Origin of the sequence: Enterococcus sp. DIV2402, from assembly GCF_017426705.2 — a bacterium.
Taxonomy (GTDB): Bacteria; Bacillota; Bacilli; order Lactobacillales; family Enterococcaceae; genus Enterococcus_F; species Enterococcus_F lowellii.
This window is the reverse complement of sequence record NZ_CP147251.1, coordinates 2,393,975-2,415,164: the sequence shown is the minus strand read 5'-3', so window position 1 is coordinate 2,415,164 and position 21,190 is coordinate 2,393,975. Positions and strand designations below refer to the sequence as shown.

At 36.1% G+C, this 21,190-nt stretch carries 23 protein-coding genes; 19 read left to right on the top strand and 4 right to left on the bottom strand.

Annotated features, from left to right (window positions below):
• The first annotated feature begins 164 nt into the window (after nucleotides 1-164).
• The 4 genes from DOK78_RS11710 to DOK78_RS11695 all read left to right on the top strand — a co-directional run bounded on the left by DOK78_RS11710 (nucleotide 165) and on the right by DOK78_RS11695 (nucleotide 3,696).
• Nucleotides 165-1,205, top strand: a complete 1,041-nt coding sequence (locus DOK78_RS11710; protein WP_207940183.1) for a glycosyltransferase — start codon at nucleotides 165-167, stop codon at nucleotides 1,203-1,205.
• Nucleotides 1,202-2,434 carry a glycosyltransferase gene (locus DOK78_RS11705; protein WP_207940184.1) on the top strand — a complete coding sequence of 411 codons (1,233 nt, stop codon included), beginning with the start codon at nucleotides 1,202-1,204 and terminating at the stop codon, nucleotides 2,432-2,434. The genes DOK78_RS11710 and DOK78_RS11705 overlap by 4 nt, the downstream gene beginning before the upstream one ends.
• A 66-nt stretch (nucleotides 2,435-2,500) precedes the next feature.
• Nucleotides 2,501-3,379: an NAD(P)-dependent oxidoreductase gene (locus tag DOK78_RS11700; protein WP_207940185.1), complete on the top strand. Its 879-nt coding sequence runs from the start codon at nucleotides 2,501-2,503 to the stop codon at nucleotides 3,377-3,379.
• Nucleotides 3,380-3,465: 86 nt separating this feature from the next.
• Entirely contained in the window at nucleotides 3,466-3,696 is a 231-nt protein-coding gene (locus DOK78_RS11695) for a YkuJ family protein (protein WP_016175387.1), read from the top strand.
• 33 nt (nucleotides 3,697-3,729) lie between these two features.
• Here the strand turns inward: DOK78_RS11695 and DOK78_RS11690 are convergent, their stop codons facing one another.
• Nucleotides 3,730-4,575, bottom strand: a complete 846-nt coding sequence (locus tag DOK78_RS11690) for a GIY-YIG nuclease family protein (protein WP_207940186.1) — start codon at nucleotides 4,573-4,575, stop codon at nucleotides 3,730-3,732.
• Between the two features lie 337 nt (nucleotides 4,576-4,912).
• On the opposite strand from DOK78_RS11690, the gene DOK78_RS11685 reads away from it, so the two are divergent.
• The 12 genes from DOK78_RS11685 to DOK78_RS11630 all read left to right on the top strand — a co-directional run bounded on the left by DOK78_RS11685 (nucleotide 4,913) and on the right by DOK78_RS11630 (nucleotide 14,314).
• A complete protein-coding gene (locus DOK78_RS11685; protein ID WP_207940187.1) occupies nucleotides 4,913-5,353 on the top strand; it encodes a MarR family winged helix-turn-helix transcriptional regulator in 441 nt (146 codons plus the stop codon).
• Between the two features lie 10 nt (nucleotides 5,354-5,363).
• Entirely contained in the window at nucleotides 5,364-6,332 is a 969-nt protein-coding gene (locus DOK78_RS11680; protein ID WP_207940188.1) for a beta-ketoacyl-ACP synthase III, read from the top strand.
• 53 nt (nucleotides 6,333-6,385) lie between these two features.
• On the top strand, nucleotides 6,386-6,610 hold the full coding sequence (locus DOK78_RS11675; protein WP_207940189.1) for an acyl carrier protein: 225 nt from the start codon (nucleotides 6,386-6,388) through the stop codon (nucleotides 6,608-6,610).
• A gap of 116 nt (nucleotides 6,611-6,726) precedes the next feature.
• Nucleotides 6,727-7,650 (top strand): ACP S-malonyltransferase, encoded by a 924-nt coding sequence (fabD, locus tag DOK78_RS11670; RefSeq protein WP_207940190.1) that lies wholly within the window; start codon nucleotides 6,727-6,729, stop codon nucleotides 7,648-7,650.
• Nucleotides 7,651-7,659: 9 nt separating this feature from the next.
• Nucleotides 7,660-8,397 (top strand): 3-oxoacyl-[acyl-carrier-protein] reductase, encoded by a 738-nt coding sequence (fabG, locus tag DOK78_RS11665; protein WP_207940191.1) that lies wholly within the window; start codon nucleotides 7,660-7,662, stop codon nucleotides 8,395-8,397.
• 15 nt (nucleotides 8,398-8,412) lie between these two features.
• Nucleotides 8,413-9,648, top strand: a complete 1,236-nt coding sequence (gene fabF, locus DOK78_RS11660; protein WP_207940192.1) for a beta-ketoacyl-ACP synthase II — start codon at nucleotides 8,413-8,415, stop codon at nucleotides 9,646-9,648.
• Between the two features lie 2 nt (nucleotides 9,649-9,650).
• Entirely contained in the window at nucleotides 9,651-10,136 is a 486-nt protein-coding gene (gene accB / locus DOK78_RS11655) for an acetyl-CoA carboxylase biotin carboxyl carrier protein (RefSeq protein ID WP_207940193.1), read from the top strand.
• A gap of 11 nt (nucleotides 10,137-10,147) precedes the next feature.
• Nucleotides 10,148-10,567 carry a 3-hydroxyacyl-ACP dehydratase FabZ gene (fabZ, locus tag DOK78_RS11650; protein WP_207940632.1) on the top strand — a complete coding sequence of 140 codons (420 nt, stop codon included), beginning with the start codon at nucleotides 10,148-10,150 and terminating at the stop codon, nucleotides 10,565-10,567.
• Nucleotides 10,568-10,574: 7 nt separating this feature from the next.
• Entirely contained in the window at nucleotides 10,575-11,939 is a 1,365-nt protein-coding gene (locus DOK78_RS11645; protein ID WP_207940194.1) for an acetyl-CoA carboxylase biotin carboxylase subunit, read from the top strand.
• Between the two features lie 11 nt (nucleotides 11,940-11,950).
• Entirely contained in the window at nucleotides 11,951-12,817 is an 867-nt protein-coding gene (gene accD / locus DOK78_RS11640) for an acetyl-CoA carboxylase, carboxyltransferase subunit beta (RefSeq protein WP_207940195.1), read from the top strand.
• Nucleotides 12,817-13,602 (top strand): acetyl-CoA carboxylase carboxyl transferase subunit alpha, encoded by a 786-nt coding sequence (locus tag DOK78_RS11635; RefSeq protein WP_207940196.1) that lies wholly within the window; start codon nucleotides 12,817-12,819, stop codon nucleotides 13,600-13,602. Before accD ends, DOK78_RS11635 begins: the two co-directional genes overlap by 1 nt.
• A 187-nt stretch (nucleotides 13,603-13,789) precedes the next feature.
• Nucleotides 13,790-14,314 carry an acyl-CoA thioesterase gene (locus tag DOK78_RS11630; RefSeq protein ID WP_207940197.1) on the top strand — a complete coding sequence of 175 codons (525 nt, stop codon included), beginning with the start codon at nucleotides 13,790-13,792 and terminating at the stop codon, nucleotides 14,312-14,314.
• 40 nt (nucleotides 14,315-14,354) lie between these two features.
• Here the strand turns inward: DOK78_RS11630 and DOK78_RS11625 are convergent, their stop codons facing one another.
• Complete coding sequence (locus tag DOK78_RS11625; RefSeq protein ID WP_207940198.1) at nucleotides 14,355-14,753, bottom strand: VOC family protein; 399 nt, start codon at nucleotides 14,751-14,753, stop codon at nucleotides 14,355-14,357.
• A gap of 178 nt (nucleotides 14,754-14,931) precedes the next feature.
• Between DOK78_RS11625 and DOK78_RS11620 the strand changes: the two genes are divergently transcribed.
• Entirely contained in the window at nucleotides 14,932-15,777 is an 846-nt protein-coding gene (locus DOK78_RS11620) for a transporter substrate-binding domain-containing protein (RefSeq protein WP_207940199.1), read from the top strand.
• A 14-nt stretch (nucleotides 15,778-15,791) separates the two neighbouring features.
• Entirely contained in the window at nucleotides 15,792-16,481 is a 690-nt protein-coding gene (locus DOK78_RS11615) for an amino acid ABC transporter permease (RefSeq protein ID WP_207940200.1), read from the top strand.
• Nucleotides 16,482-16,853: 372 nt separating this feature from the next.
• Here the strand turns inward: DOK78_RS11615 and argH are convergent, their stop codons facing one another.
• Together argH and DOK78_RS11605 are read right to left on the bottom strand one after the other, a co-directional pair.
• Nucleotides 16,854-18,224: an argininosuccinate lyase gene (gene argH, locus DOK78_RS11610; protein ID WP_207940201.1), complete on the bottom strand. Its 1,371-nt coding sequence runs from the start codon at nucleotides 18,222-18,224 to the stop codon at nucleotides 16,854-16,856.
• Nucleotides 18,225-18,238: 14 nt separating this feature from the next.
• Entirely contained in the window at nucleotides 18,239-19,441 is a 1,203-nt protein-coding gene (locus DOK78_RS11605; protein WP_207940202.1) for an argininosuccinate synthase, read from the bottom strand.
• Between the two features lie 205 nt (nucleotides 19,442-19,646).
• Here DOK78_RS11605 and DOK78_RS11600 point away from each other — a divergent pair, with 205 nt between their 5' ends.
• A complete protein-coding gene (locus DOK78_RS11600; protein WP_207940633.1) occupies nucleotides 19,647-21,107 on the top strand; it encodes an amidase in 1,461 nt (486 codons plus the stop codon).
• Nucleotides 21,108-21,190 lie beyond the last annotated feature (83 nt).

Sequence of the window (21,190 nt, the reverse complement as noted above, 5' to 3'; positions counted from 1 at the left end):
AAAATAAACGAACAGTTTTGTAATACTAAAAATAAAAAGCTTGAATTGACAGTCTTTTGAAAGTAAAGTGTAAAAATAGTCTGGAAACTAAGACTATAGTTGGAGTATTCTAAGGTGGGGCTATGATATACTGAATAATAAACATAACAAGGGAGGAGACTTTTTTGAAAGTACTTCTTTATTTTGAAGGAGAACGAATGCTGGAAAAATCTGGTATCGGTCGCGCCTTTGAACATCAAAAAAAAGCATTAACATGTGCAGGCGTCGATTATACAATAAATGCTAACGATGATTATGATATTTTACACATTAATACGTATGGCTTTAAAAGTCGTCAGATGATTCGTCGTACTAAAAAAAATGGTAAAAAAGTCGTGTATCACGCACATTCAAATGCTGAAGATTTTCGAAATTCGTTTATTGGGTCAAATCAAGTGGCTTCATTATATAAAAAATATTTAATTTATTTGTATTCTCATAGTGACCATTTAATTACACCAACTGTTTATGCTAAAAAAATTTTAGAAGGCTATGGTATTCGTCGACCAATTAGTGTGGTTTCTAACGGCATTGATTTAGATAAATATCAAGTAAGTAAAAAGAAAGAAGAAAAGTTTCGAGCATTCTTTCAATTGGATCCAGAACAAAAAGTGATTATTTCTGTAGGTTTATATTTCCATCGCAAAGGCTTGACTGATTTTATCGAAATTGCTAAACAGTTGCCTCAATATACCTTTATTTGGTTTGGGCATACTCCGATGTATACCATTCCAAAAGATATTCGGGAGATTGTTAAAGGAAATCACCCTGACAATGTAATTTTTCCAGGATATATTAAGGGAGAAATTATTGAAGGGGCGTATTCCAATGCTGATTTATTTTTCTTTCCTTCCTATGAAGAGACAGAAGGAATTGTAGTATTAGAAGCATTAGCAAGTCATCAAAATGTGCTTGTTCGAGATATCCCTGTATATGAAGGTTGGTTAAAAAAAGATTATAATGCTTATATGGGAACAACGAATGCAGAATTTTGTCAAAAAATTGAAGAAATTGTTGAGAAACAAGTGCCAGATTTAACGAAAGCTGGCTATGAAACAGCACAATCAAAAAGTATTCAGCAAATAGGAACAGAATTAAAAAAAGTCTATGAAACTGTGCTGAAGGGGAGTGCAGTAGACAGTCGGAGTTTGGAGGGAATGTCGTGAAGATTGGGTTCTTTACAGACACTTACTTGCCTCAAGTAAGTGGTGTTGCTACATCTATTCGGACACTAAAAGATGAATTGGAAAAAATGGGACACGAGGTATTTATTTTTACGACCACGGATCCTAATGCACCGGAATTTGAAGAAGGAATTATTCGAATGCCTAGTGTACCTTTTATTTCATTTAAAGATCGCCGAATTGTTGTACGTGGCATGTGGTATGCCTATTTGATTGCCAAAGAATTAGAGTTGGATTTAATTCATACCCACACAGAGTTCGGTGCCGGTCTTTTAGGTAAGATGGTGGGTAAAAAAATGCGTATACCAGTTATTCATACGTATCACACTATGTATGAAGATTATCTACATTATATTGCAAAGGGAAAAGTTGTTCGTCCAGTCCATGTAAAATATTTTTCTCGATTGTTTGCCAATCACTCAACTGGTGTAGTTTGTCCAAGCGAACGTGTAATTGAAAAGCTAGAAAGCTATGGCGTCGTAGCACCAATGCGAATTATTCCGACAGGGATTGAAATTGAGAAGTTTAAACGACCTGATATTACAGAAGAAATGAAACAAGACTTGCGTACAGCATTGGGCATTACAGAAAAAGAATTGATGGTATTATCGTTAAGCCGTATATCTTATGAAAAAAATATTCAAGCAATTATTCAAGGTTTACCAGAAGTACTCGCTGTTTTGCCGAATGTCCGAATGGTTATTGTAGGGAAAGGTCCGTATAAAGAAGAATTAGAAGAACTAGTTACCGAAAAAGGTTTAATGGAATATGTTCAATTTGTTGGTGAGGTACCAAATGATGAAGTGGCCTTATATTATCAAGCTGCAAATTATTTCGTTAGTGCATCAACCTCAGAAACACAAGGATTGACCTATACTGAAGCAATGGCAGCAGGGACACAAATGGTTGTTGAAGGTAATGATTATTTGAACACATTAATTAGCGATGCCTCATTTGGTGTCACATTTGAAAAAGATGAAGATTTTGCTTCTTGTTTTATTGAGTATGTTCAAGCGGGTATTCAGAAAAATCAAGAAATATTAGATCAAAAAATGTATGAAATTTCTGCCGAATATTTTGGAAAAGCTATAATTGAATTTTATAACGATATGATTACTTTTTATGAAGAAAATCATTCAGAAAATGAATTGACGGAAACGATGGATAAATTGAAAACACGTTTACGATCATTTAAAGGAACTTCAGAATAAATTATATTCAAGTTCACGTTTTTAGCGTATACTAAAAACGTGAACTTTTTTTGAGGGGGAATCGACATGAAAATTGGATTTATCGGAACAGGTGTCATGGGACATGCGATTGTAGAACATTTAATAGCGGCAGGTCATGATATAACTGTCTACAATCGAACAAAAAGTAAAACTGATGATCTAATAGCAAAAGGTGCTACGTGGCAAGATTCACCAAAAGCAGTAACAAAAGGAAGTGAATTGATTTTCACGATGGTAGGCTATCCACACGATGTTGAAGAAACCTATTATCATGCTGTCACAGGGATTTTTGCCACCGATGTGAAGGGAAAAATTTTAGTTGATTTAACAACAAGTACACCTTCTTTAGCTGTTAAAATTGCCCAAACTGCAAATGAAAACGGGGCAGAAAGTTTAGATGCACCAGTATCTGGTGGCGATTTAGGCGCAAAAAATGGAACACTAACAATTATGGCTGGCGGTTCAGAAGCCGCTTATCAAAATGTCCTACCTGTTTTTGAACAATTTGGTAAAACATGTATGTTGCATGGAGGCTCTGGAAAGGGGCAGCATGCTAAAATGGCCAATCAAATTATGATTGCTGGTACTATGACCGGGATGACAGAGATGCTTGTTTATGCAAATCAAGCAGGATTGGACTTGTCTAAAATATTGGATACCTTAGCTGGTGGAAGTGCAGCTAACTGGTCAATGATTAATTATAGCCCACGCATTTTGGCAGAAAATTATTCCCCAGGCTTTTTTGTAAAACATTTTGTTAAAGATTTGAAAATTGCTTTAGATGAAGCAAATAACATGGGAATCGACTTGCCAAGTACAACTTTGGCTGAACAACTCTATGAAAAACTAGAAAAGGCTGGTTATGGAGACGATGGGACACAAGCATTAATTAAACTTTGGTGGCAAGATGGGAAAAAATCTTAAAATTTAAAAAAATTTTGCAAAAACAATGCACGTAACCCAGTCATTTGATACAATGTAACAGAAATGAAAAAAGGGAGGGACTACGAATGAAAAGTTCGCAATTAGTCGCTATCATCAAACGTCTTGAAGCTATGATTGAAGCGCAAGACAGTGAGGTACAAGTTCGTCGTTTTGAAAAAGAAGGCGTTGAAAAATGTATCGTCACTTATGACAACTCGACAGAGACCTTTGAATTAACGGAAGCTGAATCTAATCAGCCGTATCAATTTGATAATGTTGATATTGTTGCAATGGAAATTTACGATTTAATTCAATAGTAAAAAGACGTCTAAAAAGGAAAAAGCGAAATGCTAGCCCTTTTTAGATGTCTTTTTCATATAATTCATTAAAATTAGTAAGGGGTCAATGGTTGTTTTCGTTAAGCTGAAAGGTTTTACTCTGCTTTCAATTGGTTGAAATGCTTCATTTAATGAGAGAATTTGCGTATGAATGATTTGACCAAAAGAAATTTGATAATATTTATTTGTTGTTTCAGTTAACGGTAGTGAAAAAATAAGTTTTTTTTGTTGTGAAAAACGCACGAGTTCTTTGTTTTGTAAGAAAAAATAGTTTAATATGTTAAGCTGTTCGGTTAGAGCTTGAGCGAGTTCAAAGTGTAAGTGTTCAGATAAATAAGAAATTCGTTGTTCCATCCAAGGAAGATAGCTTTGCTCAGTCCCTTGAAAAAAAGCGGTAATTTCATTTAACCGTTGATTTAATGGGATTTTTTGCATTTCAGGTAATTGTTTAATCAAAGCATGCATTGTAATGTGGTTGACCCAAGGCATTTGATAAATTTCACTCAGAACTTGACTTACTATCGGAATTTTTTTATATTGTCGAAAAGGGCCTAGACTATTTGAAGAAACCATTGAATTGATTTCAATACCCTTTGGAGAAACTGTCACATAACTATAACGTAACGAATGATTCATTTGTTGGTTATACAATGGATGATACGTTTGAATTAATTGGCACTCAAGTAATAAGGCATCAAGTTCGGTATCCACTTGGATAATATCAAAATCATGAATATTAAAAACCATGCGCAGCACTTTTTTTGAGTGCTGGCTATTTTTTTGAAAGTAAGAGCGGACACGTTGTTTTAAATTTTTGGCTTTTCCAACGTAAATAATCTCATCATATTGGTCTTTCATGAGATAAATTCCAGGTGTGGTTGGTAAAATCTTTACTTTTTCTTTTAAATTAGCCAATAGTTGATTTCACGCCATTTCTATAAGGAGATTTGACTCGAAGATAGCAGAAAATTCAAATTAAAACAAGTGGAAATAAAGTTATTAAGGTATTTTTTTAATAAATATGGTAAAATTGTTTTGAAAATCAAAGTATTTGAAAGGGGAATATTTTTTATATTTACAGAAAATAAGATGGAAATTTAAAAAAAACTGAAAATACTCTTGCTTTTCTAAAAAATATGAATTATAGTTTGATTGTCAAATGATTTGATAATCAAAGTATTCGGATGGTGAAGCAATGAAACCAGATTTTGAAAGAATTAATAGCTTACTAGTGGATGTCTTTAATGACATTTTAGTAATCGAAGAATCAGAATTGAAAAAATCACGATTCAATGACCTTTCGATTACCGAAATGCACACAATCGAAGCGATTGGTATGTACAAAAAAAAGACAACTTCTGAAGTTGCAAAAGAACTTTCAATTACAGTGGGTACATTGACCATCGCGATTAACCGATTAGTGAAAAAAGGTTACGTTGAAAGAATTCGTAGCGAAGATGATCGACGAGTTGTCAAATTATCGTTGACAAAAAAAGGGAAATTATTGTATCGTGTGCATCAACATTTTCATAGTCAAATGATTAAAGAAATTTTGGTAAACATGGAAGAAGAGGAACAACATGCTTTATTAAAAGCGTTGGATAATCTTCATCAATTCTTACAAGAATATAAGTGAGCGTATGTATATGACAAATTTTGGACAGATTACTGCAACAGCCAGTTACGTGCCTGAAAAAATTGTAACGAACGATCAGTTGGCAGAAATCATGGACACAAGCGATGAATGGATTTATTCTCGCACAGGAATAAAAACACGACATATTGCGACAGACGAGAATACTTCTGATCTATGTATCCATGTTGCTAAGCAATTAGTACAAAAAAGCGGTACAGCTCCAGAGGAATTGGATTTTATTCTTGTTGCAACAATGTCCCCAGATTACAATTCACCTTCTGTGGCATGTATGGTGCAAGGGGCAATCGGTGCGACAAATGCGTTAGCGTTTGATTTAAGTGCAGCGTGTGCCGGCTTTGTCTATGCGTTGTCGATGGGTGAAAAAATGATTCGTACAGGTTCAAAAAAAGGATTAATTATTGGCGGCGAAGTACTTTCGAAAGTTTTAGACTGGCAAGATCGCTCAACAGCGGTATTGTTTGGTGACGGAGCAGGTGGTATTTTATTAGAAGCAACAGAACAACAACACCTCTTAAAAGAAAGCTTACATGCAGATGGTACAAGAGGCATGTCATTGACTTCTGGTTATCGTGCGATTAATAGTCCTTATGGATCAGTGAATACTAGTCAGAGTTCTTGTTTAACAATGGCTGGACGAGACATCTTTGATTTTGCGACACGTGACGTAGCAAAGGCAATTGATGAGCTTATTAGTGAAGAGAAAGAAGAAATTGATTATTTCTTACTTCATCAAGCAAATTCGCGTATTTTAGATAAAATTGCGCGGAAAATTAAAGTTCCTAGAGAGAAATTCTTACAAAATATGGATAAATATGGAAACACATCTGGAGCAACAATTCCGTTGTTATTAGATGAATCCATTGCCTCAGGAGTCTTAACATTAGGTAGCAACCAAAAAGTGGTACTTTCAGGTTTTGGTGGTGGGTTAACATGGGGAACCGTGTTGCTGACTTTGTAAACCTGTAGTCATATAAAATTAAAAATGTACAAAACAATTGGAGGAATATAAACATGGTATTCGAAAAAATTCAAGAAATCGTAGCAGAAGAATTAGGTAAAGATAAAGAAGAAATCAAATTAACTACAAACATCCAAGAAGATTTAGAAGCAGATAGCTTAGATTTATTCCAAATCATCAACGAAATTGAAGACGAATTTGACGTGAAAATCGAAGTTGAAGACGGCATCAAAACTGTTGAAGATTTAGTGAAATACGTAGAACAACAACAAGCTTAATTTTTAAGGCTGGGCCAAAAGCCTAGCCTTTCCTTTTATATAGAAAATCCAACGTTGAGTAGATATGAATCGAATACTTATCCTCAAATATCAACGGGAATTTAAAGGAGAGAAACATGAAGACAGCTTTTTTATTTAGTGGTCAAGGTGCACAATATGTTGGCATGGGACAAGAATTATTCGATCAGGAAGAAATTGTTCGTCAAACATTTGCTGAGGCGAGTGAAATCTTAGGCTACGATATGGCAGAATTATGTTTTACAGAAAATGAACGATTAAATCAAACAGAATATACTCAACCAGCGATTCTAACGGTTAGTGTGGCTTTTTGGCGTGTATTAGAAGCAAAAGGTTATCATGCAGATGCTGTTGCTGGATTAAGTTTAGGTGAATATACTGCTTTAGTAGCCAGTGGCGCATTAGACTTTAAAACAGCAGTTGCATTAGTTGCCAAACGCGGTTCATACATGGCAACTGCAGCACCACAAGGAACAGGTAAAATGGTAGCGATTATGAATGCACCTATTGAAACGATTGAAGAAGCGTGCAAACAAGCGAGTGAACAAGGAATTGTGTCACCAGCTAACTACAATACACCACAACAAATTGTCATTGGTGGAGAAGTTGCAGCAGTAGATCAAGCACTTGAGTTGTTAAAAGAAGCCGGTGTGAAACGAATGATTCCATTAAACGTTAGTGGTCCATTCCATACAGCTTTATTGAAGCCCGCCGCAGACAAGTTGAAAATTGCCTTAGAAGAGGTTTCTTTTAATGAAATGGCTGTTCCGGTTATTAGTAACACTACTGCTCAAGTAATGCAACAAAACGAAATTAAAGAGTTATTGGAACGTCAAGTGATGTCACCAGTTCGTTTTTTTGAAAGCGTAGCAACGTTAAAAGAATTGGGAATTGAACGTGTGATTGAGATTGGTCCAGGAAAAGTTCTTTCAGGTTTTATCAAAAAAATTGACAAAACATTAGTGATGTCTCGTGTAGAAGATGATAAGACGCTACAAGAGACAGAGGCATTATTATCCTAGGAGGAAAAAATGGAATTAAAAGATAAAACGGTTTTTGTTACAGGTAGTACGCGAGGCATTGGTTTAGCCATCGCAAAAGCATTTGCCAAAGAAGGGGCAAATATTGTCTTAAATGGTCGTCGTGATATTTCAGAAGAACTAATTGCTTCTATAGAAGAATTTGGTGTGAAATGTGTGGGCGTTTCTGGCGATATTTCAGACTTTAAAAATGCAGGCGAAATGATTAAAGAAGCAGAAGAAAAATTAGGGGCGGTAAATGTCTTAGTCAATAATGCAGGCATCACTAATGATAAGTTGTTGCTTCGTATGACAGAAGAAGATTTCGAACAAGTCTTGAAAATTAATTTGACAGGTACATTTAACATGACCCAACAAGTCATGAAAAAAATGTTGAAACAACGTGAAGGCGTAATCATTAATCTTTCAAGTGTTTCAGGATTGATGGGAAATGCAGGCCAAGCAAATTATGCAGCAAGTAAAGCAGGTGTTGTTGGTTTTACTAAATCAGTAGCCAGAGAAGTAGCGCCACGAGGCATTACTTGTAATGCGATTGCTCCTGGATTTATCCAAACAGACATGACAGATGTTTTATCTGATAAAGTGAAAGAACAAGTAACACAAACGATTCCATTACAACGTTTTGGAAACGTAGATGATGTTGCTCAAACTGCTATTTTCTTAGCAAAAAGTCCATATATCACTGGTCAAGTCTTAAATGTTGACGGTGGATTGGTCATGCACGGTTAAGAGAGGAGAAAATTTATGAATCGAGTAGTAATTACAGGTTATGGTGTCGTTTCACCAATCGGAAATGATCCAGAAACATTCTTAACAAGTTTAAAAGAAGGTACCAATGGAATTGGTCCAATTACAAAATTTGATGCAGAAGCAACAGGAATTTCTGTTGCAGGTGAAGTCAAAGATTTTCCATTAGAAAAATATTTTGTTAAAAAAGATACGAAACGTATGGATGAATTTTCACTTTTCGGTATTCATGCAGCTTTAGATGCCATTGAAATGGCACAACTAGATACGAAAGCGATCGATGCAGATCGTTTTGGTGTGATGGTTGGTTCAGGCATCGGTGGCTTACCAACAATTCAAGATCAAGTAACACGAATGAATGCGAAAGGCCCTAAACGTGTCTCACCCATGTTTGTACCAATGTCAATCGTAAATATGGTTGCTGGAAACATCGCATTACGTGTAGGCGCTAGAGGAATTTGTACTACGACAGTAACTGCATGTGCGTCAGGTACACATTCTGTCGGAGAAGCGTTCCGTAATATCAAACATGGTTATGCAGACGTTATGCTTGCAGGCGGTTCAGAAGCAACGATTTGTGAAATCGGTATTGCTGGATTTGCTTCCTTAACAGCTTTAACAACTGAATCTGATCCGAATAAAGCATCTACACCATTTGATAAAGACCGTAGTGGTTTTGTTATGGGTGAAGGAGCTGGAGTTCTATTATTAGAATCCTTAGAACATGCTCTAGCGCGTGGTGCAAATATTTTAGGTGAAGTTGTAGGCTATGGTGCAAACTGTGATGCGTATCATATGACTGCTCCAAATCCTGATGGTTCAGGTGCAGGTAAAGCGATAAAATTAGCCATGTCAGAGGCAGGGATTGAACCTTCAGAAGTTGGTTATATCAATGCTCATGGTACAAGTACACCAGCTAATGATGTATCAGAAGCAACTGCTATTCATTATGGATTAGGAGATAGTTATAAAGAGACGTATGTAAGTAGTACGAAATCTATGACTGGTCACTTATTAGGAGCAGCTGGTGGAGTGGAAGCCGTTGCGACATTATTAGCGTTACAACATCAATTTATTCCACCCAATATTAATGTGACAGAACAAGATCCAGAAATTGACTTAAACGTTGTGATTAATGAAAGCAAACCTGCAGAATTAACCTATGCGATGAGCAATTCACTTGGTTTTGGTGGTCATAATGCAGTTATTTTGATGAAACGTTGGGAGGCATAAGGATGGAACTGAATGAGTTAAAGGACTTACTTTCTCTTTTTGATCAATCCACATTAACTGAATTTAATCTAAAAGATGGAAATTTCGAATTATATTTAAATAAAAATAGCGTATCACGCACACAAAATACTGTGCCGGTAGTACAATCAGCACCAGTACAACAACCTCAAGTAATTGAAGCAGCTGTTCAACCAGCTTCTGCACCGGTTCAAGCTACACCAGCACAACCAGTGCCAGAAGTAATTGCGGGAACAGAAATTGTTTCACCCCTAGTAGGTGTAGTATACTTAAAACCAAGCCCAGACAAACCAAACTTCAAACAAGTTGGCGATCGTGTCCAAAAAGGCGAAGTTGTTTGTATTGTTGAAGCAATGAAAGTCATGAATGAAATTACAAGTGATATTTCGGGTGAAGTTGTAGAAGTTTTAGTAGAAAACGAACAAGTGGTTGAATTTAACCAACCGCTGTTCCGTGTGAAAGAAGGTTAATTATGACTGTATTGAATATTCAAGAAATCAAAGAGATTATCCCTCATCGTTATCCGATGTTATTGATTGATCGCGTAGAAGAATTAGTAGACGGCGAACGTGTTGTTGCTAAGAAAAACGTAACAATCAATGAACCATTTTTCCAAGGTCATTTTCCTCACGAACCAGTAATGCCTGGTGTCTTAATTGTTGAAGCGATGGCTCAAGCTGGCGCAGTAGCATTGTTATCATTAGAGCAATTTCGTGGTAAAACAGCTTATTTCGGTGGAATTGATAAAGCAAAATTCCGTAAAAAAGTAACACCAGGAGATACACTAATTCTAGAAGTGGAAATTATCAAAGTAAAAGCTTCTGCTGGAATTGGTAAAGGTGTAGCGAAAGTGGATGGCAAAAAAGTTGCCGAAGCTGAATTAACCTTCATGATTGGATAGGTGACTTATGTTTTCAAAGATATTAATTGCAAATCGCGGAGAAATTGCGGTACGTATCATTCGTGCTTGTCGTGAATTAGGCGTACGAACAGTCGCAGTTTACTCAGAAGCAGACAAAAATGCATTACATGCTGAATTAGCAGATGAAGCCATTTGTATTGGCCCTGCTAAAGCTTCCGATTCTTATTTGAACGTGCAACAAATTTTAAGCGCAGCTATTGTAACAAAAGCTGAAGCAATTCATCCTGGTTTTGGATTTCTTTCCGAAAATAGTCGTTTTGCCTCAATGTGTGAAGAGTGCAATATTGTCTTTATTGGACCGAAAAGCAAAACAATTGATGATATGGGAAATAAAATCAATGCACGTCGTTTGATGATTGAAGCCAATGTACCAGTCATTCCAGGTAGTGATGGCGCTGTTGCGGATGTGGAAGAAGCACTGACGATTGCTGAAGAAATTGGCTATCCTGTAATGTTAAAAGCTGCAGCAGGCGGTGGAGGTAAAGGAATTCGTAAAGTTTTAACAAAAGAAGAATTACCTCAACATTTCTCATCTGCACAACAAGAAGCTAAAGCGGCCTTTGGTAACGACGATATGTATATTGAAAAAATCGTATATCCAGCTCGTCATATTGAAGTACAAATTTTAGGTGATAACTTTGGAAATATCATTCATTTAGGCGAACGTGATTGTTCATTGCAACGTAACAATCAAAAAGTTTTAGAAGAATCACCTTCTGTTGTTATTTCTGCTGAAAAGCGTCAAGAAATTGGTATGGCGGCAGTTCGAGCAGCTCAAGCTGTAGATTATCAAAATGCAGGTACCATTGAATTTTTAATGGATGAAGCCGGTTCATTTTACTTTATGGAAATGAATACACGAATTCAAGTAGAACATCCTATTACAGAGATGGTTACTGGTGTGGATCTAGTAAAAAAACAATTGGAAATTGCTAGTGGTGAAGAGCTAGGCTTAAAACAAGAGGATATTGTGTTAAAAGGCCATGCGATTGAATGCCGTATTAATGCCGAAAACCCTGCGTTTAACTTTGCACCATCGCCTGGTAAAATTCATAACTTATTGCTACCAAGTGGTGGGATGGGCTTACGCGTTGACAGTGCGATGTATTCAGGTTATACGATTCCACCATATTATGATTCAATGATTGCAAAAGTTATTGTTTATGGAGATAATCGTTTTGAAGCGTTGATGAAAATGCAACGTGCTCTAAGTGAGTTAGTTACAGATGGTGTTGTGACTAATGCAGAATTTCAACTGGATTTAATTAGTCATCCCAAAGTAATTGCTGGCGATTATAGTACAGCATTCTTACAAGAAGAATTTTTACCAAATTGGACGCCTGAAGTTTAGGAGGGAAATCTATGGCATTATTCAAGAAGAAAAAGGATTATATTCGTATTAATCCAAATCGAGACACAACGCCAATCAATGAACCTTCTGTGCCAGATAATATGTGGGCGAAATGTCCAAGTTGTAAACATACCCTTTATACCAAAGAAATTGGGGCAGAAAAAGTCTGCCCTAATTGTGGTTATAATTTCCGTATTACAGCTTGGGAACGAATTGCTTTGACGATTGACGAAAAAAGTTTTGAAGAATGGGATACGGACATTGAAACAACGGATCCGTTAAACTTTCCAAATTACAAAGAAAAAATTCAACAAATGCGTGAAAAAACGCATTTACATGAAGCTGTATTAACCGGCAAAGCAGTTGTTTTAGGTGAAGAAGTTGCTTTAGGAATCATGGATTCTCATTTTATCATGGGAAGTATGGGAACGGTTGTAGGTGAAAAAATTACCCGTTTATTTGAAAAAGCAACTGAATTAAATTTACCCGTTGTTTTGTTCACTGCTTCTGGTGGTGCAAGAATGCAAGAAGGTATTTTTTCATTAATGCAAATGGCAAAAATCTCGGCTGCGGTTAAACGCCACAGTAACAAAGGCTTATTTTATCTAACGATTTTGACTGACCCTACGACGGGTGGTGTAACTGCAAGCTTTGCGATGGAAGGCGATATTATTTTAGCTGAACCACAAGCTTTGATTGGTTTTGCAGGTCGTCGCGTGATTGAGCAAACAATTAAGCAAGAATTACCAGAGGATTTCCAGAAAGCTGAATTCTTATTAGAACATGGCTTTGTTGACCAAATTGTGCAACGTACAGAACTACGTGATCGCATTCATTCTTTGGTAAAAATGCATACGATGAAAGGATGGCGTGAATAATGGGTAGACCAGCACATGAAATTGTTCAATTAGCGCGCGCAAAAGAGCGCTTGACTGCATTGGACTACTTTGAACGCATCTTTGACAATTATCAAGAATTTCATGGAGACCGTTTATTTGCAGATGACGAAGCAGTTGTCGGTGGTGTCGCTTTATTAGATGACAAACCTGTCACTGTTATTGGTATTCAAAAAGGACGTAATCTACCTGAAAACTTGAAACGTAATTTTGGTTCACCACACCCTGAAGGTTACCGTAAAGCATTGCGCTTGATGAAACAAGCAGAAAAATTTAATCGACCGGTTATTACTTTTGTAAATACAGCAGGTGCATTTTGTGGAATTGGCGCAGAAGAACGTGGTGAAGGCGAAGCAATTGCTCGTAATTTATTAGAAATGTCAGATTTAAGTGTCCCAATTATTGCCATTATCATAGGTGAAGGTGGTAGTGGGGGTGCCTTAGCATTAGCCTTAGGCGATGAAGTTTGGATGATGGAACATTCAATTTATGCCGTGTTATCTCCAGAGGGATTTGCTTCAATTCTTTGGAAAGATGGTAGTCGTGCCAAAGAAGCAGCTGATTTAATGAAAATCACTGCACAGGAATTAAAAGAATTAGGTATTGTTGAACGTGTGATTCCGGAAACATTTCGTGGTGAGCCTTTGTCAGAAGCTGCAATAGTAAAGCGAATGAAATCAGATTTGATTCGAAAGCTAAAGGAATTATCAGCAAAAGATTTACCAGAATTGTTAGAAGCACGTTATCAACGTTTTAGAAAATATTAAACAAACGATAACATCCGAACTAAATGGAGTGTGAGACGTTAATTCTCTTTTGAATTTGCGACGAGAACCTGCTAGGTAGCAGGCGGCACACTCTCTGTAGTTCGGATATTTTATTGTTAATAGATGTATGTTATAATTTTGGTTCTTATAATAAAATTTGTGCTAAACTACAGCTGAGGTGATTTATTTGCAAGAAACTTATTGTCGATTATCGAAAGTTATTCAAACGCATCGTATTTTTCCATTTGATTTGAATCCGTTTGGTTTTTTATTTGGTGGAAAACTAATGACTTTGATTGATGATGCAGCCTCCATTTCAGTTACAAGACATTGTCGAAGAGGCGCGGTAACGGCATCGTTAGACCAGTTGAATTTTTTAAAACCATTACATAATAACCACTCTGTATGTATCGAATCGTATGTGTCTGGAGCACATAATCGATCAATGGAAGTATTTGTCAAAGTAATTGGAGAAGACTTGGTGACTGGTGAACGTTATCTAGCAGCAACGTGTTTTACAACGTTTGTTGCAGTACCTTCGCATATGAATGAAGAAACGGAATTCACTGTTCCAAAAGTAATTCCTGAAACCGAGGAAGAACAATTGGTTTGTGGTGGCTACGAAAAACGTCGAGCTAGTCGCTTAGAAGAACGTAGCGCGTATAAAGAATTCGCTGCTAAATTATCAATTGATTTACCATGGTCAGAATAAGAAAAGCCGAAATTCAACAATTTTGAATTTCGGCTTATTTTTATACTTGCATCCAGGTTGGTTCAAGTGTATTTCCATCTAAATCGATTACTTCTAATCCATACATTTGATCTTCAGGAATGCCCATATCTACTTTATAAACACTACCACCATTTTCTTCAGCAATTTTGCCAAAGTTTTTAACTTCTTCGGCACTATTCAATGAAAAAGCAATTAACGTTGCACTTTGTGTTTTTGTATCTGCAATTGTACGATCTTTGATGAATAATTGATAAAATGAATGATCTAATAACATAATCCAGAAATTATCATCCCAAACCATTGAACTTGTTTGTTCAGTTGAAAACTCCTCATTTTTTTTGAAACCCAACTTTTCATAAAAAGCTGTAGAAGCAGCAACATCTTTTACGGGGAAATTGACAAATACCATTGTAGACATATAAATTCCTCCAATCCTTTTCTTTATTATCGTTTGAAAAGCTAAAATTTGCAAGAATATATACGAAAACAACAAATAATGCATATTTGTTGTTTATTTTTTATTAATTATATGATAAAGTGCATATATAGTTAAAAAAAGAAATATTTATGTATAAATATTAAAAGGGGAAATTAGTATGAAAAAAATAATTGGTTTAACGAGTATCGTAATAGGTTTATTTGCTTTAGCAGCTTGTGGTGGTGGTGAAACAGCTGGTTCAGGTTCTAGTAAAGCTTCTGAAGCAACTAATCAATTAGAAGAAATTAAAGAAGCAGGCGTGCTTAAAGTGGGAACATCTGCGGATTTTGCACCTTTTGAGTTTCATGCAATGATTGATGGCAAAGATACCATTGTTGGTGCTGATATTGATATGGTGAATGCTTTAGCGAAAGAACTAGGTATTCCTAAAGTTGAGTTTTCTGATATGGAATTCAATGCCGTTTTAGCTGCTTTGGAACAAGGTCAAGTGGATATTGCTGTCTCTGGTATTTCTGCGACAGAAGAACGTAAGAAATCAATTGATTTTACAATGAATTATTTCTTACCAGAACAAAAAGTAATCGTGCATAAAGATAACTTAGATAAATATAAAGAAGTTAGTGATTTAAGTGGTAAAAAAGTGGGTGCACAAAAAGGTTCGATTCAAGAATCAATTGTAAAAGATCAACTACCAGATTCTCAGATTGTTTCTGTTCCAAAAGTACCTAGTCTAGTTCTTGAATTAAAACAAGGTTCTATTGACGCTTTAGTTGCAGAAAGTGCCGTTGCCGAATCATATGTTGGACAAAATGATGATATCGCAATCGCTGATGTAGCTTTAGAAACAGCGGAAGATGAAGCATACGCAATTGCTTTGCCAAAAGGTAGCACTGAATTACAAGAAGCATTAAATGAGGCGCTACAAAAATTAATTGATGACGGGGAAATTGCTGAGTTTGTCCAAAAAAATACCGATTTAGCAAATGAGAATGCCTCTAAGTAGAAGGGGAGAATATTATGGATTACTCTTTTTTATCTACGTATTATAATTATTTTATTTCTGGCACACTCGTGACCTTGATTATTTCATTTATCACGATTATCTTAGGTACGATATTGGGCGTTATCTTTGCTTTAATGAAATTGTCGTCTGTACGTCCTTTCCGTTGGCTTGCAAATATTTATATTGAAGTTTTTCGTGGAACCCCAATGTTAGTACAAATTTTGATTAGTATTGGATTGCTGCATAAAGTTTTTAATTTGCCAACAATTCCAATTGGCGTGTTAGATATTGACTTTGGTCGCTTATTACCAGGGATTATCGCACTGTCTTTGAACTCTGGTGCTTACGTTGCTGAGATTGTTCGGGCAGGAATTAATGCAGTAGAAGTTGGGCAATCAGAAGCAGCAGGGTCGTTAGGATTACGACCAGCTCAAACCATGCGTTACGTTATCTTGCCACAAGCAATGCGTAATATTTTACCGCCATTAGGAAATGAGTTCATTGTCTTGATTAAAGATTCATCTTTACTTTCGACAATTGGTATTTATGAACTGATGAATAGTGCTCAAATTGTGATTACTTCGTCCTTTATTCCAATGAAGCCACTGTATGTTGCGGCATCTATTTATTTCATTTTAACTTTCACTACTTCACAAATTTTGAAGATATGGGAGAAAAAATTAGGCAAAGGCTATCGCCGGTAATTTTATTACAACAAGCAATCCCTCTATGTGAGTATTCACTTACATAGAGGGATTTTTGTTTAAAAATTAAGTAATGTTTATTTAAATTTAGAAAAAACAGCTGATAGATATAATTGGATAGCTAATTTATAAAGAAGACATCGAACGGTTCATCCTAACCATTAAATGGCTCGCTACAGAAAAGTTATCAGCAGCATCTATCAAATGGATTTCTTACTACAATCATTAACGAATCCAAACGAAACTTGGCTGTCGTTCAGTTCAATCCCATGAACGACAAATCGCATAAACCCCGACCAAATTTCTTCGGTCCGGGTTTGGTGTAACTATTGAGACGCACGTTAGAACATAACTGTCTAGCGTGCGTTTATTTTATAAGTGTTGTTTGGCTTGTTCAATTTGTTTTTCAATTTGTGCAAAACCGGTACCACCTAATGAGTTACGATTTTTGACAGCTGTATAAGAACTTAATTTATCATATAAATCTTCTTCGATAGTAGGAACAATAGATTGATATTCTTCAAGAGGAATATCTTGAAGATAAATACCTTTTTGAATACAAGAAAAAACTAACTTACCAACAATCTCATGTGCTTCTCTAAAGGGAATCCCTTTATTTGCGAGGTAGTCGGCTAATTCGGTAGCATTGGAAAAATCTTTTTCCGTAGATTCTAACATATGTTTTTGATTAACTTGCATCGAAGCAATCATTCCTGACATAATAGTCAAACTTTTTTCAACGGTTTCTACTGTGTCAAACATCCCTTCTTTGTCTTCTTGAAAATCTTTGTTGTATGCAAGAGGTAAGCCTTTCATCACCGTTAATAGACCAAATAAATCACCATAGACGCGTCCTGTTTTCCCACGAATTAGTTCGGCCATATCTGGATTTTTTTTCTGAGGCATAATCGAACTACCTGTCGAAAATGTATCTGATAATTGAACAAATTGAAATTCGTGACTACACCATAGGATAATTTCTTCGCAAAAACGAGAAAGGTGCATCATTAAAATTGAAGAATTGCTTAAAAATTCTAAGATAAAATCACGATCACTGACCGCATCTAAACTATTAGCATAGACTGAACCAAACCCTAATTCTTTAGCTGCGAATTCACGATCGATAGGGAAAGTGGTTCCAGCTAAAGCAGCTGCTCCTAATGGCGAACAATCAATTCTTTTTAGATTTTCCGATAAGCGTTCTTGATCGCGTGTGAGCATTTGGTAATACGCCAATAAATGATGTGCAAATGAAATTGGCTGTGCATGCTGAAGATGCGTATAACCAGGCATGATTGTTTCAATATTTTCTTCTGCTTTAGTGACCAATACTTTACGTAAGTCGTGAATTTTTTCTAAAATATCTTGCACCTTTTCTTTTAAATAAAGATGCATATCTGTTGCAACTTGGTCATTTCTAGAACGAGCGGTATGTAATTTACCAGCTACGGGTCCAATTTCTTCATGTAAAAAAGATTCAATATTTAAATGGATATCTTCATTTTGTACAGTATAATCCAATTCGTCATTGGCAACTTTTTGCTGAATGATAGTTAATCCATCAATAATTTGTTGGCCTTCTTCTTGAGAAAGTATCTTCGTATGAACAAGCATTTTGACATGTGCTAAACTACCTAAAATGTCTTGTTTTGCTAATGCTTGGTCAAAGAAGATAGATGCGCCAAACGCATCTATCCAATCTTCATTTTTTCCATCAAAGCGACCACCCCAAAGTTTCTTCATGTAGTGAACCTCCGTTATGCATTGTTTTGTTTTGCTTGAATTTCTGCATGTACTTTACTTGGTAAGCCCCAAAGTTTAATGAAACCAACGGCTGCATCTTGGTCAAATGTATCTGCAGAAGTGTAAGTTGCTAAGTTTTCATCATATAAGCTGTTTTCTGACTTTCTACCTTCACAAATAATATTGCCTTTGAACAGTTTGACACGAACTACACCATTCACATATTCTTGTGTACTCTTTAAGAAAGCAATTAGTGCATCAGTTAAAGGATTAAACCATAAACCATTATAAATTATTTGAGCTAATTGTTGTTCAATGATTGGTTTAAAATGAGCTAATTCGCGAACAAATACTAAATCTTCTAATTCTTTATGAGCTGCCATCAACGTCATCGCGCCAGGACATTCATAAACTTCTCTGGACTTAATCCCAACTAAACGGTTTTCAATGTGGTCAATACGACCAACTCCATGATTTCCAGCTAATTGATTTAATTCTGCTACAAGAGAAGATAAATTCATTTCTTTCCCATCTAATGCTACCGGTACACCTTTTTTGAATGTAATTTGTACAATATCTGCTTGATCTGGTGTGTCTTCTAATTCTTTTGTTAGCTCATAAGCCCCTTTAGGAGGAGTTGCCCATGGGTCTTCTAATACACCACATTCACATGCACGGCCCCATAAGTTTTGGTCAATTGAATAAGGATTATCCAAGTCTGCAGGGATTGGCACACCTTTTTCTTGTGCATAAGCAATTTCTTCTTCACGTGACCATTTCCATTCACGAACAGGAGCAATGACTTTTAAAGAAGGGTCTAAAGCTGCGATAGCCACTTCAAAACGAACTTGGTCATTTCCCTTACCAGTACAACCATGTGCAATAGTTGTAGCATTTGTTTCATGTGCTAATTCAACTAATTTTTTTGAAATTAATGGACGTGATAAAGCAGAAACTAAAGGATAAGAATTCTCATAAAAAGTATTTCCTTGTAAAGCAATTAAGGCGAAATCTTGTGCAAATTCTTCACGAGCATCAATTGCATAAGACGCGCTAGCGCCAACTGTTAAGGCTTTTTGACGAATCGATTCTGTATTTCGACCTTCACCAACGTCTAAACAACAAGCAATAACATCGTAACCTTCGTCAACCAACCATTTTACAGAAACAGAGGTGTCTAATCCTCCAGAGTAAGCTAAAATAACCTTTTCTTTCATATTTATATAATACCTCGCTTTTAATGTGATGACGTTATAGTATCAGAAAATATTCTAATAGGCAATAGAAAAGAGAATAAATATTCAATATATGTAAATAAAAAGGGTAAATATACATTTATAAATAATTTAGAAATCAAAATATGCAAAAAAATTATGAAATTTTATTAATTTATGTTAAAAAGAAAGGGAGGTGAAGTAGATGATGAAAGATGGATTATTTTGGGCAGAACAATTAAAAATAAAACAAATATCTTTTCAAGAATATGTAGAAGAAATTGAACGTAAGGTCTTAAAAGAAAACCCACTGTTAAATGCCTTAGTCACATTTGATAAAGAGTCAGCATTGAAGCAATATAATGAAACAAAAAATATTCAAGAGACACCTTTTGCAGGATTACCGATTCCATTAAAGATGTTAGGACAATCTAAAAAAGATTGGTTAACGACATCTGGCAGTCGTTTATTTATTAACCAACGTGCATCATATACGAGTCATTTTGTTCATTCATTAGAAAAAAATGGTTTCATTCCTTTAGGACAAACCGCTGCACCAGAATTTGGTTTTAAAAATGTAACGGACGCTAATATTTATGGCGATACGAGAAATCCCTGGAACTTAGCATATTCAGCAGGCGGTTCAAGTGGAGGAGCTGCTGCTGTTGTAGCTGCTGGTTTTTTTCCGATTGCTGCTGCTAGTGATGGAGGTGGTTCCATTCGTATTCCAGCTTCTTTTAATGGATTAATTGGGTTAAAACCAACGAGAGGAACGATACCAGTAGGACCTACAGGCTGGCGTGGCTGGCAAGGAGCCTCCATTTCTTTTGGATTGACTGTTTCGATGCGTGATACACAAGCACTGTTTTATGGGATGAGAGGAACAGAGCTTGCTGCACCATATCACGCGCCCCAAGTAGAGTGGCAACATCAACAAGCTACGCAAAAAAAATCATTGCGGATAGCTTTTTCAACAATTTCTCCAGTAGGTACAACAGTTTCTGAAGAGGCGATTCAGGCGGTGAAAGAAGCGATTGACTTTTTAGAAAGTCAAGGACATGAAGTGACAGACATTTCTTATCCAGTTGACGGACCACGATTGATTCGTGATTATTATCAAATGAATGGGGCGGAAACAGCAGCTATGTTTGAAGAGATTTCACATGGATTACAGCGTGAAGTTACCAAAGAAGACATGGAGTTGATGACTTGGGGGATTTATCAATATGGCACCAAATTATCGGCAGCAAGCTACGTCCATTCGTTGCAATCGTGGGATGAAGCAGCATACCAGATGGAGACCCTTTTTGAAACATATGATTTATTTTTGACACCAACTACTGCATATCCCGCACCTAAAATAGCTACGGATTTACAAAGTGATGAGATTCGTACACGCTTAGCAAATGCAGCAGAGCTCTCAGCAAATGAAGCAGCTCAAGTCGTGTATGATATGTTTGAAGCAAGCTTAGCATTGTCGCCATACACGCAACTAGCTAATTTAACAGGACAACCAGCCATTAGCTTACCAACTTTTGTCACAAACGAAGGATTACCATTAGGCATTCAATTTATGGCGTCTAAAGGACGAGAAGATTTACTTTTACAAATCGGTTGGGCCTTTGAAGAGAACCAACAGTTTAAACTTCCTAAAATTTATCGCAGATAATGAAAGTTTTAAGTAGATAACTTTTATTTTGTAACATTTTATTGTATAATCAACGGTTGAGGAGTACATCGGAGTACTCCTTC

What these genes read in the sequence shown, in the direction of transcription:
- DOK78_RS11645 (WP_207940194.1), top strand. Translation starts at nt 10,575, where the DNA reads ATGTTTTCAAAGATATTAATTGCAAATCGCGGAGAAATTGCGGTACGT.
- DOK78_RS11600 (WP_207940633.1), top strand. Translation starts at nt 19,647, where the DNA reads ATGAAAGATGGATTATTTTGGGCAGAACAATTAAAAATAAAACAAATA.
- DOK78_RS11685 (WP_207940187.1), top strand. Translation starts at nt 4,913, where the DNA reads ATGAAACCAGATTTTGAAAGAATTAATAGCTTACTAGTGGATGTCTTT.
- fabG (WP_207940191.1), top strand. Translation starts at nt 7,660, where the DNA reads ATGGAATTAAAAGATAAAACGGTTTTTGTTACAGGTAGTACGCGAGGC.
- fabF (WP_207940192.1), top strand. Translation starts at nt 8,413, where the DNA reads ATGAATCGAGTAGTAATTACAGGTTATGGTGTCGTTTCACCAATCGGA.
- DOK78_RS11615 (WP_207940200.1), top strand. Translation starts at nt 15,792, where the DNA reads ATGGATTACTCTTTTTTATCTACGTATTATAATTATTTTATTTCTGGC.
- DOK78_RS11625 (WP_207940198.1), bottom strand. Translation starts at nt 14,753, where the DNA reads ATGTCTACAATGGTATTTGTCAATTTCCCCGTAAAAGATGTTGCTGCT.
- DOK78_RS11680 (WP_207940188.1), top strand. Translation starts at nt 5,364, where the DNA reads ATGACAAATTTTGGACAGATTACTGCAACAGCCAGTTACGTGCCTGAA.
- fabD (WP_207940190.1), top strand. Translation starts at nt 6,727, where the DNA reads ATGAAGACAGCTTTTTTATTTAGTGGTCAAGGTGCACAATATGTTGGC.
- DOK78_RS11675 (WP_207940189.1), top strand. Translation starts at nt 6,386, where the DNA reads ATGGTATTCGAAAAAATTCAAGAAATCGTAGCAGAAGAATTAGGTAAA.
- DOK78_RS11620 (WP_207940199.1), top strand. Translation starts at nt 14,932, where the DNA reads ATGAAAAAAATAATTGGTTTAACGAGTATCGTAATAGGTTTATTTGCT.
- argH (WP_207940201.1), bottom strand. Translation starts at nt 18,224, where the DNA reads ATGAAGAAACTTTGGGGTGGTCGCTTTGATGGAAAAAATGAAGATTGG.
- accD (WP_207940195.1), top strand. Translation starts at nt 11,951, where the DNA reads ATGGCATTATTCAAGAAGAAAAAGGATTATATTCGTATTAATCCAAAT.
- DOK78_RS11700 (WP_207940185.1), top strand. Translation starts at nt 2,501, where the DNA reads ATGAAAATTGGATTTATCGGAACAGGTGTCATGGGACATGCGATTGTA.
- DOK78_RS11690 (WP_207940186.1), bottom strand. Translation starts at nt 4,575, where the DNA reads ATGAAAGACCAATATGATGAGATTATTTACGTTGGAAAAGCCAAAAAT.
- DOK78_RS11695 (WP_016175387.1), top strand. Translation starts at nt 3,466, where the DNA reads ATGAAAAGTTCGCAATTAGTCGCTATCATCAAACGTCTTGAAGCTATG.
- DOK78_RS11605 (WP_207940202.1), bottom strand. Translation starts at nt 19,441, where the DNA reads ATGAAAGAAAAGGTTATTTTAGCTTACTCTGGAGGATTAGACACCTCT.
- DOK78_RS11635 (WP_207940196.1), top strand. Translation starts at nt 12,817, where the DNA reads ATGGGTAGACCAGCACATGAAATTGTTCAATTAGCGCGCGCAAAAGAG.
- accB (WP_207940193.1), top strand. Translation starts at nt 9,651, where the DNA reads ATGGAACTGAATGAGTTAAAGGACTTACTTTCTCTTTTTGATCAATCC.